At 39.6% G+C, this 17,101-nt stretch carries 13 protein-coding genes; 8 read left to right on the top strand and 5 right to left on the bottom strand.

Translation table 11 applies throughout. The features are described from left to right. The first annotated feature begins 568 nt into the window (after positions 1 to 568). Both mobA and mobB read left to right on the top strand, forming a co-directional pair. A complete protein-coding gene (gene mobA, locus AC0INN_RS03700) occupies positions 569 to 1,006 on the top strand; it encodes a conjugal transfer protein MobA (protein WP_306612897.1) in 438 nt (145 codons plus the stop codon). A 1-nt stretch (position 1,007) separates the two neighbouring features. Next, complete coding sequence (mobB, locus tag AC0INN_RS03695; RefSeq protein WP_306611749.1) at positions 1,008 to 2,315, top strand: conjugal transfer protein MobB; 1,308 nt, start codon at positions 1,008 to 1,010, stop codon at positions 2,313 to 2,315. A gap of 27 nt (positions 2,316 to 2,342) precedes the next feature. Here mobB and AC0INN_RS03690 read toward each other — a convergent pair whose 3' ends face one another. After that, entirely contained in the window at positions 2,343 to 2,900 is a 558-nt protein-coding gene (locus tag AC0INN_RS03690) for a hypothetical protein (RefSeq protein WP_306611747.1), read from the bottom strand. Positions 2,901 to 3,192: 292 nt separating this feature from the next. Here AC0INN_RS03690 and mobC point away from each other — a divergent pair, with 292 nt between their 5' ends. Further along, positions 3,193 to 5,187, top strand: coding sequence for a conjugal transfer protein MobC (gene mobC, locus AC0INN_RS03685; RefSeq protein WP_306611745.1), 1,995 nt, complete (start codon positions 3,193 to 3,195; stop codon positions 5,185 to 5,187). 199 nt (positions 5,188 to 5,386) lie between these two features. On the opposite strand, the gene AC0INN_RS03680 is transcribed toward mobC, so the two are convergent. Continuing rightward, a complete protein-coding gene (locus tag AC0INN_RS03680) occupies positions 5,387 to 5,629 on the bottom strand; it encodes a helix-turn-helix domain-containing protein (RefSeq protein WP_306611743.1) in 243 nt (80 codons plus the stop codon). Positions 5,630 to 6,034: 405 nt separating this feature from the next. On the opposite strand from AC0INN_RS03680, the gene AC0INN_RS03675 reads away from it, so the two are divergent. The 4 genes from AC0INN_RS03675 to AC0INN_RS03660 all read left to right on the top strand — a co-directional run bounded on the left by AC0INN_RS03675 (position 6,035) and on the right by AC0INN_RS03660 (position 9,523). Continuing rightward, the gene (locus AC0INN_RS03675; RefSeq protein ID WP_306611741.1) at positions 6,035 to 6,235 is read left to right on the top strand and encodes a hypothetical protein; all 201 of its coding nucleotides are present in this window, start codon (positions 6,035 to 6,037) and stop codon (positions 6,233 to 6,235) included. Between the two features lie 53 nt (positions 6,236 to 6,288). After that, positions 6,289 to 6,588 carry a hypothetical protein gene (locus AC0INN_RS03670; RefSeq protein WP_306611739.1) on the top strand — a complete coding sequence of 100 codons (300 nt, stop codon included), beginning with the start codon at positions 6,289 to 6,291 and terminating at the stop codon, positions 6,586 to 6,588. A 107-nt stretch (positions 6,589 to 6,695) separates the two neighbouring features. Continuing rightward, the gene (locus tag AC0INN_RS03665; protein ID WP_306611737.1) at positions 6,696 to 8,438 is read left to right on the top strand and encodes an ATP-binding response regulator; all 1,743 of its coding nucleotides are present in this window, start codon (positions 6,696 to 6,698) and stop codon (positions 8,436 to 8,438) included. Between the two features lie 140 nt (positions 8,439 to 8,578). Next, entirely contained in the window at positions 8,579 to 9,523 is a 945-nt protein-coding gene (locus tag AC0INN_RS03660; RefSeq protein WP_306611735.1) for a terpene synthase family protein, read from the top strand. Positions 9,524 to 9,529: 6 nt separating this feature from the next. Here AC0INN_RS03660 and AC0INN_RS03655 read toward each other — a convergent pair whose 3' ends face one another. After that, positions 9,530 to 9,823, bottom strand: a complete 294-nt coding sequence (locus AC0INN_RS03655; protein WP_306611734.1) for a hypothetical protein — start codon at positions 9,821 to 9,823, stop codon at positions 9,530 to 9,532. 759 nt (positions 9,824 to 10,582) lie between these two features. Here AC0INN_RS03655 and AC0INN_RS03650 point away from each other — a divergent pair. Continuing rightward, positions 10,583 to 10,936, top strand: a complete 354-nt coding sequence (locus AC0INN_RS03650) for a hypothetical protein (RefSeq protein WP_306611732.1) — start codon at positions 10,583 to 10,585, stop codon at positions 10,934 to 10,936. 205 nt (positions 10,937 to 11,141) lie between these two features. Here the strand turns inward: AC0INN_RS03650 and AC0INN_RS03645 are convergent, their stop codons facing one another. Then, entirely contained in the window at positions 11,142 to 16,550 is a 5,409-nt protein-coding gene (locus AC0INN_RS03645) for an N-6 DNA methylase (protein WP_306611730.1), read from the bottom strand. Next, complete coding sequence (locus AC0INN_RS03640) at positions 16,540 to 16,974, bottom strand: DUF1896 domain-containing protein (protein WP_306611728.1); 435 nt, start codon at positions 16,972 to 16,974, stop codon at positions 16,540 to 16,542. The genes AC0INN_RS03645 and AC0INN_RS03640 overlap by 11 nt, the downstream gene beginning before the upstream one ends. Positions 16,975 to 17,101: the final 127 nt, after the last annotated feature.

Here is a 17,101-nt window from a genome sequence, read left to right as displayed (position 1 = left end):
TGACTATACAGTTATTGTAATAGGTATGTATTTATGTAAGAAGCTATGTACAACTCCACCGGCATATGTACCTCCTTGCCTCGATAACTACCTGCTTACATTTCTATTTACTTCTCTATATACTTAGATCTATCAATCCATATAGAGGTAATCACATCATTGCGTAACAACATCTCTATCTCTGCACGTCCGCTTTCAGGGACAAAGAAATGTAGATAGGTACCAACCTATTTCTATGTGGCGGTGATTGTCCTGTAAATGCAGTGTTTGGCTGGGTATCGCATTGCAATACCTCGATAAACAAAGTTTTACTTTGTAGTACAATTTTTATTGAATGGTTTATGCAAAAACAAGCCGGCATTTGGAATACGGAATTAAACAGCAACAAGCTGTTGTTTCCTGCTATAATCAATCCGTCCCGAAGGGCGGATTTTGTTACCACCCGGTAACAGCAAGTTGTGTTTTGAGCTGCTCGAATCCTTCTCCGCTGCTCAAAACCACTTGCCCTGCCGGGGGCTGGAAACATCCTCCGAAGTCGGATGTTTTTATGAAATTAAAATGGACAGTTATGGATAAGACAAGGAATCAAGAACAGAAAAAAGGAGGACGAAAACCGAAAGAAAGCCCTGCGGTTTTCCGGTATTCCATCAGCTTTAACGCAGAGGAAAACGCGCAATTCTTATCTCTTTTTGAGAGGTCAGGAATGAATGTTATGGCTCATTTTATTACCGCCTGTATCTTTCAGAAGACTATCAAGACCGTAAAAATCGACAAGGCAGGCATGGATTATTATATGCGCTTGACCACTTTATATGGGCAATTCAGATCGGTTGGAGTTAACTACAACCAGCTAGTTAAGATATTATACCGTCATTTTTCAGAGAAAAAAGCAGCGGCATTTCTCTTTAAACTGGAAAAAGAAACTAAGGAAATGGCAGCATTATGTAAAAAAATAATCCAGCTAACAGAGGATTTTGAAGCAGAATATTTGAAAAAAGAAGGGTAAAATGATTGCAAAAATAGGCAGAGGGAATAGTCTTTATGGGGCTCTTTCTTACAATCAGCTCAAGGTGGATAAGGAAAATGGACAGGTTCTTTTTACCCATAAAATGCTTGAACCCCCTAGCGGATCATATACAGTTTCCTACCTAGTACGATCTTTTGAACCGTATTTGATCGCAAACCGTAACACTGAAAAACCGGTATTGCATATATCGCTCAACCCTGATCCCAGGGATAACGTTAGCGATGAGAAATATAAACTCATGGCCCAGGAGTACATGCAGGAAATGGGCTATGGTGAGCAGCCTTTTGTTGTGTTTAAGCACACAGATATAGATCGCACTCACATTCATATTGTATCAGTCTGTGTAGACGAAGACGGAAAAAAAATTTCAGATAAATTTGAAAAAGTACGATCCATGAAAGCGTGTCGTAATATCGAAAAGCAATATGGGCTAATACCGGCAATAGAAAAAGAAGAAAAGCAGGACGGCGGTTTACAGTTTCATCCTGTTGACTATAAAAGAGGAAATATCAAAAGTAAAATTGCTTCTATTGTCAGGCATTTACCGCAGTATTACCAATATCAAACCCTTGGCCACTACAATGCGCTTCTTTCACTCTTCAACATCACAGTTGAAAAAATGGAAGGGGAATTGCACGGTCAGACCAAAAAGGGACTCATTTATTTCGCACTTAATACCAATGGAGAAAAAGCCAGTCCTGCATTCAAAGCATCCCTCTTTGGGAAAGGTGCAGGATATGAGGCGCAGAATAAACATTTTACTAAATGCAAGGGTGTTTTGAAGGAAAGTGAAGCAAAGCACATTATCAGCGAAAATATTGCTACCGCATTGAAATCTACAAATAATGGACAGGATTTTAGGAAAGCGCTCGCTTCAAGGGGTATTAATATGGTAATTCGCCATAATGATGCCGGAAGAATCTATGGAGCTACATTCATAGATCATCATTCTAAAACGGTTTGGAATGGCTCCCAATTAGCAAAAGAATTTTCAGCCAACATCTTTAATGATCGGTGGAAAGATGACCAGAGACCTGATTTCAGTATCACACAAGAAAAGAATGCACCATTCAATCATATGGCATTAGAAACTCCTGCTTCATCCACAAATCCCAACAGTTTATTTGACTTCTTAGATAGATCGGAGACTACCTTTTTGGAAAACAAACACGGTTTTATAGAAATTATAGGGGGATTATTGCCAGAAGTACAGCAAGAAAATTACCCGGAAAATGATTTTGACAACATGATGAAGAAGAAAAAAAGGAAGCGTAAGAGGAATCAATAATATCTATACTTCATTATCAACTCTAAATTATGAAGATATTTTCAGCCCTAAAGCATAGCTCCAGTACAAAATCTTTGGTGCAGTAGGTGTTTTGAATTGATATAAGCCATAGATATAAAGTGAAAAAAGCAGAAATGCACTCCAGCTAAGCACAATGCACAATACACCAAGCCTTTCTGTCGGGCTGAACATTCCAGATATCAATGATTTTACTATAAATGCAGGAATAATACAGCATAATAACACGCAGATTGTCCATGGAAACATCCACAACGTCCGGTTTTTTGCTCGTAACCCAATGATGGTACCTTTAAAAAAATAAATGATGCAGAAGATAAGATAAGTAAATACTATAGAAAAAAGCCAAATTTTAAGATTGGCGGTTTCTTTACCCCATAATCTTTTTGACAGTAAAAATCCGGCATAAAAGAACACCCCAAAAATGACTGCTATTTTTATAACAGAAATAAAAACTCCTAAGACCCCAAACATCAATCCTGTGGCTGATTGACTTTCATTTCTTTTCCGAGCGCTATATTCCTCCTCGCTCTCTCCAGGGAAAGCATCGGGATTATTCCAATCCATAACATTCCTTTTTTAATCTTGATTAATCAAACAAATGAGATAAGAAAATGATTCTTATGAACAATAAATTTAAAAAATATTTTTTTGGGGAGTCCAAATTACTTTTAAAGTTCAGCAATAATAAAGTTTGATAAACTATCACCGATTTTTTAAGCAATAAAATCCTTCAAAAAAATTTCACTATATACTATACTGATGGACAAATAAAGCCTCCGAAAGCCATCCGTACCGTATTTTCTATCACTCTAAGTGAAGGCCTTACATTGATCTCTGACACACAATTTTATAGATTATGCAAGGAGAAGATGATTTAAGAGGATTGGCAAAAATCATGGCGTTTATGCGTGCTGTAAGTATCCTTTTGGTACTGATGCACTTTTACTGGTTTTGCTACGAGTTTTTCGCTCAGCGGGAATGGACATTGGAGGTAATAGGAAGGATACTTATTAATTTTAACAGAACCACCGGATTGTTTCTGGCTCCATTCTATACTAAAGCATTTGCTCTGGTATTGCTTGCCCTTAGCTGTTTAGGAACCAAAGGAGTAAAAAATGAAAAGATCACCTGGTCAAAGATCTCTGTGGTCTTAATGATTGGTCTGGTGTGCTTTTTTCTAAATACCCCTTTGCTGAATCTCTCTACGGCGCTGGCTACATTACTATACATTCTGACAACCTCAGTAGGTTACATTGCCCTTATGGTTGCAGGGCTATGGATGAGCCGTTTACTTCGTAACCGCCTGATGGATGATGTTTTCAATAATGAAAATGAGAGCTTCCAGCAGGAAACCCAATTAATGCAAAATGAATACTCCGTTAACCTTCCAACCAAATTTTATTACAAAGGCCAATGGAACAACGGATGGATAAATGTCGTAAACCCCTTCAGGGCTACTATTGTACTGGGAACTCCTGGCTCAGGAAAATCATATGCCATTGTCAACAACTATATTAAGCAACATATTGAAAAGGGATTTTCGATGTATATATATGACTTCAAATTCGACGACCTTTCTACCATTGCATATAACCATCTTCTAAAACATACTGACAAATACAAGGTAAAACCCAAATTCTACGTCATCAACTTTGATGATCCTCATCGAAGCCACCGCTGTAATCCACTGAACCCCTCTTTTATGACAGATATATCAGACGCCTATGAAGCTGCTTATACCATTATGCTTAATCTGAACAGAAGCTGGATCCAGAAGCAAGGCGATTTTTTTGTTGAGTCACCAATTATCCTGCTGGCAGCCATTATTTGGTTTCTAAAGATCTACGAAAATGGCAAATATTGTACATTTCCCCACGCGATAGAATTGCTAAATAAAAAGTACTCCGATGTGTTTACTATTTTAACTTCTTACCCTGAGCTTGAAAATTACCTTTCTCCCTTTATGGATGCTTGGCAAGGTGGTGCTCAGGATCAACTTCAGGGACAGATCGCATCTGCGAAGATTCCTTTATCAAGAATGATCTCTCCCCAACTTTATTGGGTTATGACAGGCGATGATTTTTCTTTGGATATTAACAACCCTGAAGAACCCAAGATCCTTTGTGTGGGCAATAATCCAGACCGTCAAAACATCTACTCTGCCGCTCTCGGACTGTACAACTCACGCATTGTAAAACTGATAAATAAAAAAGGGCAATTAAAAAGCTCTGTAATCATTGATGAACTACCAACAATATATTTTCGTGGATTGGATAACCTTATTGCAACGGCCCGTAGCAATAAGGTTGCTGTTTGCCTTGGATTTCAGGATTTCTCCCAACTTACTAGGGACTATGGTGATAAAGAAAGTAAAGTGATACAAAATACAGTGGGTAATATCTTTAGTGGCCAGGTCGTTGGCGAAACCGCCAAAAACTTATCAGAGCGGTTCGGAAAAGTGTTACAGAAGCGCCAGAGTATGACCATCAATAGGAATGATACCTCAACATCGATATCAACACAGCTCGATAGCCTGATACCTGCCTCTAAAATTTCTACCTTAACCCAAGGTATATTCGTAGGGGCTGTTTCTGACAATTTTGATCAGCGCATTGAACAGAAAATTTTCCATAGTGAAATCGTAGTTGATAATGATAAAGTTGCTTCTGAAACTAAAGCCTATGATAAGATATCATACATCAGATCATTTTTGAATGACAATGGAGAAGATACTATGAAAGTGGAAATTCAGGAAAATTACAAGGACATAAAGTTAGATATTATATCCATTATTGAAAGAGAAAAAGAACGGATCAATAACGATCCCGATCTTCAGCACCTTAAAACATAAGACTTCTATCATACGAAATGACAGCCTTACTGACCATCATAAAGGGATTATAGGAACATCTTGAATTTTCCATATGTTCCTATAATATTTTGCATTAACGGCTGCATAACATATAATATCATCCGAAAATTCTAGTATTGCACTTCACTTTTTAATGCATATTAATATTAAAAATAGAACCGGGATTCTTCCTGGTTTTTTATTTATCTTTTTTAGTATAGGGGATGATCTCACCAGGTTCCGCTCCAAGTGCCCAGATTATTGTTACCAGGGTTACTGTATGCAGATCACGTAAGCCATTTTCAATTTCGCTTATTCTGCCAACACCCATGCCACCGGCAGCAATACCTAAATCAGTCTGTGTCCAACCCAGTTCAATTCTCTTTTTTCTGATGTTGGCACCAATCTCATATAATACAATTTTATCGTCCAAACGATCCATTATTGCAAAATCTTGTCAATTTCTGGCATTTGATTTCTCACCTTTGGTAAATTTGTGTTTTTTATTTATTTTAGACGTATAGAACGAGGTTTTAGAACAATATCGAAAGTTCAGGTTATAGTAAATTGATAATCAATTGCTATTGACCAAATTTTCAAGGACTAGATTATATTTAAACTTGACGTGTGCGAAAGATTCCATACTTGCGTTACCTTGGACGGGAGAGCAGGTAGTCGGAAAAGCGATGCTCGTTGCTCATCGGCGCGGGCACTCGCTTGTTAATGTTAGTCTGTCTCCCGTCCAAGGTAATCAGACAAAACGTTAGGCAAGTGAGTGTCCGCGTCATTTTTATATATGCCAAAGCATTATTTATCCAGGGTATCTCAACCCGTAAAAACTCTTGGCATGAGTAAATTCTTATCAGACGAAGTACGGTATTACCGCTACCTGGTGCTTATCCTTATTATTATTCTGGGATTAAGCTCCATTTTTTCTATTTTACTTTCTATTCTTTTAGTACGCAGTAATCTGACGTGGGAACATGCTGAAACAGATATTCTTTCAGCCCTCCAAAGCCAGATCCGCCTTTTTTTACTGGCCGTATAACCCATTTTGCTTTCACGACGATAACCCGACTATTAAACCCAAAAATCACAGTAATGGCTCTAACATCTTTTTTTATCATACAGGTTGACACCCATCCCGAAACTGCTGGTATTGTCCATTTCCGCTACCTTTCGGCTCATTGCCCTGTCGCATTTGCACTCATGGACACTACGGCAGATAAGCAAAGCTATTTATATAAAATAATACTCCTTTTTGTTCCCGATGGAAGGCAAATGAACCAATTTATTGTTACAGATATTAAATATGTTGGCTCCAAGCAGGAGCTGGCCAACTGTATTTCTCACCTTCTTCTTTATGCTGAAAACGTAAGGGTCAACATAAATGCAAACTAACCACTATGGCGGCCCCAACATATAGCAATGGTTATTACCAAAATCGTTTACAAAGAATTTACACTTTGATCTTAGAAAAAATTTTATTTTGATTAAACCTTTTTTCCATGAGTTATTCCCTCGAATCCATCCGTCATATTGGTACCTCTGGTGTAAGTGAGGCACAAAGAAAGGTTATTTTAATTGTCAACACCATTTCCATTATTACCTCCTTGCTTGCGGTTTCTGCAGGGACATTTCTTTTTGTACTCACCGGGAAAGCGGCTATCGGTATTGCAGCGTATACCGAGGTGGGTATGTTTTCCAGTATTATTGTCATGAATCATTATAAGAAGTATGGTGTAGCACGTATTGCCATTCATATCTTCCAAAATGCAACCGTATTATATTTCGGACTGCTGTTCGGAAAACATGTGGACGTAAAATTAATGGTCGTTTTCTTAGGAATCATACCACTGCTTTTATTCACCGACAAACATGTAAAAATTACCTGTTCAATTGTTACTTGCGTGACCTTGTTTATTCTGGAATACAATTACCAGTATCCCATTTTTGAACCAATATCACTTAGTCTCCATGATGAGCGAATTACGCGATGGCTAAGTCTGGCCGTTATTTTGTTTTTGGTAATGGTCGTTGTCTGGTTTAATGAAGAAGACAAGCGAAAAGCTAACGAATCCCTTGCCCACGCCAATGAAAGACTGGAACAACTTACTGACCAACTTCAACAATCAGTAGCATCCAAAGTCAAATATGTACAACAAATAACTCATGAAATCAGAGGACCATTTAATGCCATTTTTTCGATCGCCCAACAATTACTTGATAAATTACCCAAGCTGGATAATTTTAAACATATCGAAGATGATATCCAAACACTCAATGCAGGCTGTTATCAAACACTTAATATTATCAACAGTGCTTTAGATGTTTCTAAATTGGAAGTAGGCTCCTATCCGGTCACAATCGGTACGATCTGTGTGCGCAACTGGATAAAAGACATTATGGATATCTTCCAATACATAGCCTCCCATAAGCAGGTCACCATAAAAACAACAGTGCGCCCAAGTGTCCCTAGTCATATTAAAGGTGATCATGAAAAGTTAACACGTATTGTCAATAACCTACTGTACAATGCCATTAAATTTACGCGCAAAAACAGTACAGTAACCATTACGGTAGATAGTAATGAAACATTTTGGAACATCAGTGTTGCCGATCAGGGCATAGGGATACCAAAGGTAGAATTGGAAGAAGCCTTTAAAATATTTCATTCCAGCAGTACCGATAGTGCAGAAGGAACAGGCCTCGGGCTTTTTTTCGTAAGTGAAACCATAGGTCTTTTGAAAGGAAAGATAGAGGTATTTACCCGCTCTGGACGGGGCAGCAATTTCGTAACTCAATTCCCATTAATAACAGCTGCTCCAATCACAGAACCCCGCGTAGATGAGAGTGCCCTCACACAACCAGATCTTACCGGGAAACAAATACTCATAATTGACGATGACCTGATGCAGGCCACTTATTTGAAAAGATTTCTGGAAAGTAATGGTGCTATTGTACGTCTCGCAGAAACCGGAATGGATGGTTTTTGCCAATTGGATAAACAGGCGGCAGACCTGATTGTTCTGGATAATACACTCCCGGATATTAGCGGCATTGAGGCTCTCCATGCACTGCAAAAAAGCCATTTCGACTTAATCCCGGTCATCATGGTAACTGCTGATAAGAACATAACCCGGGATGATGCAATAGCTGCGGGTGCTTGTGAATATCTGCTAAAACCAGTTATTTTGAAGGAATTAAGAGCGCTGGTGGGTAACTGTTTCCAGGTTGCTACTACCAGATGAGTAATAAAAATAAGTGTATATAAAACATTGCTGACAAAAAAATCCGTAAATAATGCGGCTGCGACTCGTTTGCAGCCGCTGTTCGTATTTTTATCAAGCCAGTCCAGGCTGGTCCTATTTTACTCACAACGATCCGAAAAATGCTTGTCACCCTTCCTCGTATCTATTGTCCTTACAATGGAACGATTAATCCGCTTGTCCATTTAGCAGAAGACCATACAGACGCATGGTTACGCCAATTTAACTTACTTCCTGATAACACTGCCTATAAAAAATACAGGGCTCAAGGGTTTGCCTACATGGTAGCAAGAATGTTTCCCATGGCACAGCAACCATTGCTTTTTGTCCTCACTGACATTAATAGCCTTCTTTTTTTGCTTGATGATCAAATAGACCCTGTTTCAAAGGATGAAGGAAGGGATAAGCTGCAATTACGTCCTTTTATTTCTGCTTTCATGTCTGTTTTGTTTAACCCGTTGCCTCAGAAGTATGCTCATCCTTTTTTAAGTGCCTTGGCTGATTTCTGGAGCAGGGCTACTGCCATAACAACGGATCTTTGGCAGTGGCAATTTGCAACAGCACTCTGCCAAACCTTTCATTCTGCTCTCTGGCAGATGGAGAATGTCAAAAATGGGTACAAACCCACCTTAGAAGAATATAAAATGCATCGCCGTTTTTTAGGAGCCGCCAACATCGCTACAGCTTCCATACCCGCCGTATTGGATATTAATGGCAATTGGGGGCGCCTGACACAGCAGGTTGCAGATCTCACACGGCTGGCTGAAAATATTGTTTGCTGGGCCAATGATCTGTACAGTCTCACCAAAGAAATTGAACAGGGGGATACTTACAACCTCGTGTTGATTATTCAACAGGTATACAACCTGTCTTTGGATGAGGCAATCAATAAGACAGTCGGTATTCATGACCAGGACATGAAGCGTTTTCAGATCAAGGCAGATGCACTTATAGGAAATTTGCCTTCACTTACCCATTATATCAATGGACTGAAATATATTATCCGTGGAAATGTGGACTGGTCACAAAGTGAAACAACCCGCTATGAGTTTACATATGCCCAGTAATTATATCTACTTATGGGACAGCTTTTGGCGTTTACTTTCTATCTCTGTTGCTATCATCCCAAAGATAATCCGCTTATCCACTCCTATCAGATGAGCAGCTGCGTTAATTTCGTCAACAGTAAAAGAACCTAGATGTTTGAGCCGGTAAAGTAAAGTTTGGTAGTTCATGCCCATATCCTTTGCAAAATTTGTTTTCTTCACAGTCGGAAAAATAGAGCTGAGTGTTATAGCATGTCCCGCGTCAATTAATACTTTTACGGTAGCATACACCTCTTTATTCTGGATTTTATGAGTTGTCATCGCTGATTAGTGAAATATTATCTGTCACTAATATGCTCTAATAATTGACTGTTGCTATTTAATGTATGCTATTGTAAATTTTATAGTTCACTAAATAATATTTTTAGTTCAGAATTTCATCTTTTTATTGAAAAGACCTATATTTACTTCTGGTAGTAAGCTTACTATAACCTAGTTACCAGTACTCTTGTTTTCAACCGTAATGATTTTTATTCTTATCTAGTTCCAATTTAGATATACCCTTAATTTAGGGTAAACTTATTTCCCTAAAGTTCCTATTAGCATTATTTAAGTTAAATCCCGTTGTATGGATAATTATATAACCGGAAGCGGTAGTCCGGAAAAGATATCATTATCGGACTGTTTTACCCATGGCGAAGCAATAGAGAATTACAGACTGCTTCTTTGTTACTATACCGGTACCCGCGAGTTTATATTACATCGCAATCCACGGTATCGTAGTCAATTTCTAACTATTGCCCCTATCGCAGCTGACCTGTTACATTTGCATTATGATCCTGCCTGGGAAATACGGATGGACACTTTTAAGTTGTATAATGCTGCAGATATCTGCCAACATTTGCAGCAAATAAATGAGTATAGAAAAACATGCCCTTTCTACCTACGAACATCGGCAACTGAACGCGCATATCTCAATCTATTTGTAGAAATTTTGCTCCAATGGATCTGTGAGATATTACCCGAGACCAGCTAAAAACGGTTTCTCCTATAAACTGCAAATACAAATCACTTAAGATTATGCAAAAAATGAGGCAGGCAAAACACGCCAAAAGGATTGTCAGCGATGAAGAACTACTATGTGATGATATACGTAAAAGGGGAAAAGAAATGAAAGAGCCCAATATCATCTTCGGGTACTATGCACTTATTGATACCCTCCACCATCCGATTATGAATGAAATTGCATTGGAATGCGACTGGCCGATTTCAAAATACCATAGGAAAAGAAAATCGCCTGCCGAAACAGTTTCCAATGCTGAAAAAGAAAAGATTATTGAGATACTCACCAACAAGAAAAAAGAATTTGATAAGAATTTTGAACTGTTCATCGCATCTGCAAACGTGGATAAGAGTACTAAAAAACCTCGGTAAAATCTAAACGATAAATCATACTCATGAAACCAGTACCATCCAACCCAATATTCATTCCAACAGAACTAAATCATATGATGCTGTAAATATTTTGCAAATGTCCACAAATTACCCTAGGTCACTCTTTCATCTGTTTTATAATAGTAGTTAGAAGATACGTTTAAATTGATTTGGGATCATCTTGATTTTTCAATATACAGGAAAATCAAAGCGGTCCTCTTGCGATGTGCACACCTTTCACGTGGGCGAAGGTGTTTGCTTCGGAAGCAATGGGCTTCTCAGACACAGTTGCCTGCTCTGTATTAATCTCTGGTTTTTCAATTGACAACATTATGGTTCTCTCCACAGAAGCCAGCTGGGTTTTGAGAGCTGATAAATGTTTTTCTTTGGGCCAACTTCCTCCAACAACTTCTTCAAGTACCGGCAAATCCTTTTCCAATTCTGTAATTCTTTTATGCTCCTGTTCTATGAAGCCAGGGATTTTCTCAAGAGCGTTTAAAAAATTAAGTGATGCTGTCTTCGCATCTGTAGCCATCATCCCATTATTATAGCTGTATTTAATTCCGCCTTCGCCTTGTACAAAAAAGCGGTTATATTTTACGGCCTCACCTTCTTTTTTCATAACCTCAGTTTTCACCAAAAGGGAAAAACCATATAGTGAACCAATTTCCTGATAATTCCCTTCGGCAGCGAATTTCTCAGATAACATATTTAACCTGGCACCTACCTCCTTTACATTCGCATTTTCTGCAAGACCTATAAGTCGGATAGGATTGATTACCGTACCATCAGCATTTTTTCTAATCCTCCCTTGTAGGTGATCCCAATCGATATTCATCCGCTGCAAACGAGATCTGTGGGATTTCAATTCGGCCTTGGTATCTTCAAGCTTAAATCTGGAGCTGCTCTTCGAACGGCTGAATGCCTGACGTTCGCTTTCCAGTCCTGCGATCTGTTTTTCAAGTTTGGCTTTTTCAAGTAAATCGGTATTACCCGACAATATAGCAACGTATTCGGAATAATTCATTCCTGTACTTTCATCCATTCCCCCCTCATCAATAGTCCGTTTCCCCAAGCTGTTTCTCTTAAGCTGATCAATAAACACCTGCTTGTTGTACAGGGTATTGAATTTGAAACTATCCAGCGATTTCTCAACGGCATAAATGAATACATCCACTTTATTGCCAGCAAAGAATTTGGCTATTTCATTGCCTTTTCTCACCGCCCTACCATCTCGCTGAGCCAAATCACTAGGGCGCCACGGAATATCCAGATGGTGAATAGCAACAGCCCTCTTTTGAGCGTTAACTCCTGTGCCAAGCATCTCTGTAGACCCGAATAATACCCGTATTTTACCTTCATTGACATCCCGGATAAGTTCTTTACGCTGCTTTTCTGTTTTGGCCTCCTGTATAAAACGAATTTCATGCGCTGGTATCCCGTGGTCAGTGACAAGCTTGCGCTTAATCTCAGTATATATGTTCCATTCACCAGGCTTATAAGTTCCAAGATCCGAAAAAACAAACTGTGTTCCTTTCTGTGTGTTAAATTTCTTGTGATACGATGCAATATTAGCAGCGCAAAGGGAAGCTTTATTGCCAGGATGGTCTTTATATTTCGGACTTATTAGCCTCATGTCGAGAGACATCTTCCGTGCATAGTCAGTAGCAATCAGCATCTTCGCTTTTTCTTCACTCTGAGAAAGTCTCGGCCTTCCCAATACTTCTGCATTTCCACTCTTGGCAAATTCCATCAGCTTTTTAATGAAAACCTCCTGATCAGGAGTCGGTGGAATGTGGTACAGAATTTCGTTTTTATCAGGGCGGTCAATACCAATATCTTTGGCGGTACGATAATCGGTTATTTCTGCATAAAACTGCGCAAGTTCAGGTACCTTAATGAAAAAACGGAATCGTTCCTTTGATACGATGTTATTGGCAACCGAAAATTCATAGTCTACAGTCTTACGGGCAAATATGGCCGCCCAAGCATCAAAGCAGGTAATACCCTGCTTTTCCATAGCTTTTGGACGTAGGTATTTAAAAAGCAGGTACAACTCTGTTAATGAATTACTGATCGTTGTGCCTGAAAGGAAAGTAGCACCTAAGTCTTTACCCGAACGCTCCTGGATCGTGCGGAGGGCAAAAATCAGGTTCATCGCCTTCTGACTCCCAGCCATATTTCCCAATCCGGCAACCCTGTCATGCCGCGTATTGAACATGAGATTTTTGAACTTATGGCTTTCATCAACAAACAAGTGGTCGATGCCCATCATCTTAAAGTCTACAATATCGTCCTTGCGGGTTTCAATGTCATGTTTTAGTGTTTTGAGCTTAACTTCTAAGTTTTTTTTACGAAACTGTACTCCTTTCAACATGGCACGGGAGACATTTTTCCCCTGAGATTCCAGAACCTTCAAATTCTCTTCAACACTATCAAGCTCCGCTTGCAGAATTTCTTGTTGCAGCTCAGGAGACTGAGGGATCATACCAAACTGATCATGGGTAAGAATAATACAGTCCCAGTCGTTGTTTTTAATATCACCAAAGATGCGCTGGCGTTTTCCAGGAGTAAAATCATCTTTGCCAGGATATAGTATTTTGGCATGGGGATAAGCCTTCCGATAAGTTTCTGCTATTTCATGAACATTAGCCTTTAATCCAATGATCATGGGTTTATAAGCGAGTCCCAAACGCTTCATTTCCTGTGCTGCAGTACACATGATCAAGGTCTTACCTGCGCCCACCTCATGATCACAAATGGCTCCGCCATTAAGTTTAATCATCCATACAGCATCTTTCTGGCTGGGATATAAGTCCTCAATACCCAAAGCTTTGCGGTCAAGGCCAGGGAATGCCTGATGAGAACCGTTATACTGCGGACGGACAAAGCAGTTAAAGGTATCGTTGTATTGATCAGTTAACCGATTTCTAAATTCATGATCCTGCGCATATAACCAGTCAGTAAAAGCTCCACGGATCTCATCAATCTTAGTATTAGCCATCTGAACCGCCTGAATATCCCTTACCGTTACCTCCTGATCCCCGATCATCACTTTCTTAGTGATATCTGGGGTCGTGTTCACAAGTGCATGTTTTAATAGCGCAATACCATCATACGTGCGGCTTTCAGACTTAATGGCGTACTTTTCCGTGATATGAATATTCTTGGATGGACAATGGATGGAAAAATCATCAGTACTTTCCATGTATCCGATGTTCACCCCTGTGTTAAACAGAGAAGAAGCAAAACGACTGTAGATCTCCGGGGCTATCCATCTTTCCCCTAGATTAAAATCAAGCTCCTCAAACTCAATCCGCTCCGGCCTAACGCTTTCCAGTACCTTCAGGCTAAGGGTAGCCTCGTTGTCCTCTGGATTTTTGAGAAGATAGGAACTAATTTCTTTAGCCTTAGTTACGACATCTCCCGAAATCCATTTTTCGGAGATCTCATATTGTCTTTCAAGAGGGTTATAATATATACGCCCATGGAGAGCGCTCTTTAGCTCTTCTGTGGCAATCCCACTGATCTGTTCCATATACCCCAAATCAACACCTCCAAAGGTATTCAGGGATGCGATTAATGCCTCTTCAGGAGTTTCTACAACGGTCAAAGATGTAGAAAAACTGACCGGATGGTTAAAGATATCAGCCTTATGGATCACACCTCCTACCACACGCTCTAAATAAGGCATTTCCTTACCGGAACTGTCCGTTTTGATCAACTTAATGTTCTCTGCTTCATTCAGCTTTCCATATTTCTTGATATAGGCATCATACAGGCTATTGAGATTTCTTCTTTCTTCCTTGTGTTCAGTGTGTAGTTCTGCCTCTTTGTGATAAAGATCCTGATAGGCATCCCGGAGAGCGATATAGGCTTTAGCTCTTTCCTTTTGACTAGAGGGTAAACTCAATGGATGAAACGTTGCTGTTTTTCTGTGTCTATCCATTTTTAGAAGATACCCCACAGTTCCTTGATATCCTACCAGACAATCATCCCTATAAAAGTTCTTCCATACCTCGGAATAAGAAACAGGTGCATCCGGAATAGTGATTGTAGTTTCTACCTGATCTTCCGACGAGGAAAACAGATCTCCAATAACGCTATTTTTCTCGCTTACCTTGGAGATTGGTGCAGGTGGAGTCATTTTTTTATCAGCTGTATTTACTGGCAAGGAATCAAAAAGCCCAGGCTGCCGACGAGGATGTGTTTTCCCTTTGGAAATGCTCGTTTTTTTCTTTGATGGAGATGCTGCTATTGCAGCGTCTGCATTATGATCAAAAAGGCTAAATAAACTTAACTGCACCTCCACCTGCGAAGAATGGGCTTCCTTTTTAGGAGCTGTAAGCTCTGTCTTTTCTTTAGGAGCTGCCGGAGAAGTGGTGACTATGAACTGTTTTCTCTCGTCATTCAATGCCACCAACGATGGTCTATTAATGGATGGCAAAGCAACTTCCTGAAAGAACTTGTTATAGAGTTTAAGATCAAAACGATTCTTAAAATCGGTTGCTAGAATATTCTTAGTTTCATGAGCAATAGCGGCTATACCACCACTATGTAAAAGCAAGGTTGTTGGCTTTCCATATCCGTCAGTAGATGCAATTGTTTTATTACTTACAACTGGATTAGCATATTGGATGAAAGCATTGATATGATCATTTTGCTCAGTAGGTAATGTCTCGCAGAAATATTTCTCCAATTCTGAAAGCCCCTGTTTGTTTCTATTTTTCTGTAGGACTACCAGATCACTACCAACATCGGTTCCTGCGTAGTCTGAAAAAAGATTGTTGGGCAAACGTACAACCGATAGCAAGTGGTGTTCTTTCATCAGCGCCTCACGTATAGCATGATTGCCTGGACTGTCCAACACCCCACGACTTGTGATAAAGGCTAGTATACCCCCGTCACGGAGGGCATCAGTCCCCTTCAGGAAAAAATAATTATGGATACCACGCGACGCCTGCATACGAGCAGCATCATTACCGCGTGAATAACTGAGATCAAAAACGGCACTTGTTCCGAATGGGATGTTACCCGTCACAACATCATAACTATTTAAGTCTTCTTTGGGAAATTCTTCAAAACCACTGATATGAATATCCTGATGTGGATATAGCTGTGTAAGGATCTTGCCTGTTAAAATATCCTTTTCGTAAGCGGTAGTATGTAACACCTCTTTTCCCGAAAAAGGAAGGAGGAAAGCACCTATTCCTGCTGAGGGTTCGAGAAACCTCCGAATGTCTACTCCATGCTCTTTAAATACCTCAGAAAGAACATTGACTATTTCTGGAGGGGTATAAAATGAGGTGAGTACTGAAGTACGAAGGCTATCAAGAAATTGACGATATTCTTTCTCATCACCTGCATTTTCCCGAAGAAGCTTAAACAATTCCTGTGTAGAAGCAAAGAGGCCATGTTCATAATCTTTCCAGTGCTTTATATCGTTAGGATCTTCAGCAGGGTTAAGAACAAATTTAAGCCCGCCGAAACCACTATACAGCATAAGCATATTTCTTTCAGCCTCGGTAGCATGACGCTTTTCTTTCTCTAATCGAAACATCGTACGCAATGCCTCTATATTCTGCCTAAGATGCTCACGCTTACTAAAGACCATGATCTTCGATCCAGAGTTGAATAGTTCCTGTCAGCTCCGTATAGAGCAATTCGTAATCCTGATGATCCTGAAAATCATCAGTCAGGATATAACCTTTAAATACTTCTTCACATACCGGAAGCATCTTCATGGCAAAAGGCTGCAACTCTTCATCCGCCATCAACCTGTCAAACTCATTACATACCACTTTAAACAAGGTATCGTATCTTGAAAAATGCAGCCCTTCAAAAAGGACTTTTTCAGCCATACGCAAACTTGCATCATGGGAATTCCCGGCCTTAAATGCCTGTTCATAAACACTTGCGCAATTTGCGGAGCGCTCCTCCACAAACGCGGTATCACCCACCTTTTCAGGAAAACTGCTCACTAGCAGTTCCAATAACCTTAATGTGAAATAAGAAAGGTCTTTTCCTTCTATACTCATACTCTCTTCTTTAATTTAGATCAAAGGCAAAAATATCATGGAAAGTCAGTGAACGTTAAAGATGGCATCCCATGTCCACTATTGGCTGCCATAGGCAATTTTAAAACCTGAATTGCAAGAGAAATTC

Source organism: Chryseobacterium subflavum, assembly GCF_055762745.1.
This window is presented reverse-complemented; position numbering and strand designations above follow the sequence as displayed.